The following is a 255-nucleotide window of genomic DNA, read 5'->3' on the forward strand; positions in this document are numbered from 1 at the left end:
TCCGCTGTGCTCCCCGTTCAGCGTGCTGGAACATGTTCAAAGCCAGTATGTGACCGTGCGGGAAATGGCCACAAGGCTGGAAGAAACCGTGCGGGTGCTAGGCTACCTGGTAACTACCAAACACATTAATACCTCCCAGGGTGCGCCTATGTGTGTTGGAACCTTTTTAGACCGGGAACAGGCCTTCCTCGATACCGTGCATTTCCCCGGAAGCTTCCGGCAATATCCCTTGCAGAAGAGCGGTTTTTATATCCT

The 255-nt window shown here is 53.3% G+C and carries 1 protein-coding gene; it reads left to right on the plus strand.

Features of this window, described 5'->3' with window-relative positions; genetic code table 11:
- Nucleotides 1–255 (plus strand): hypothetical protein (locus tag KVT36_RS31825; RefSeq protein ID WP_217607453.1); only part of this gene is annotated, 255 nt, incomplete at both ends.

It is taken from the genome of Chitinophaga sp. GbtcB8, assembly GCF_019091455.1.
Lineage (GTDB): Bacteria > Bacteroidota > Bacteroidia > Chitinophagales > Chitinophagaceae > Chitinophaga.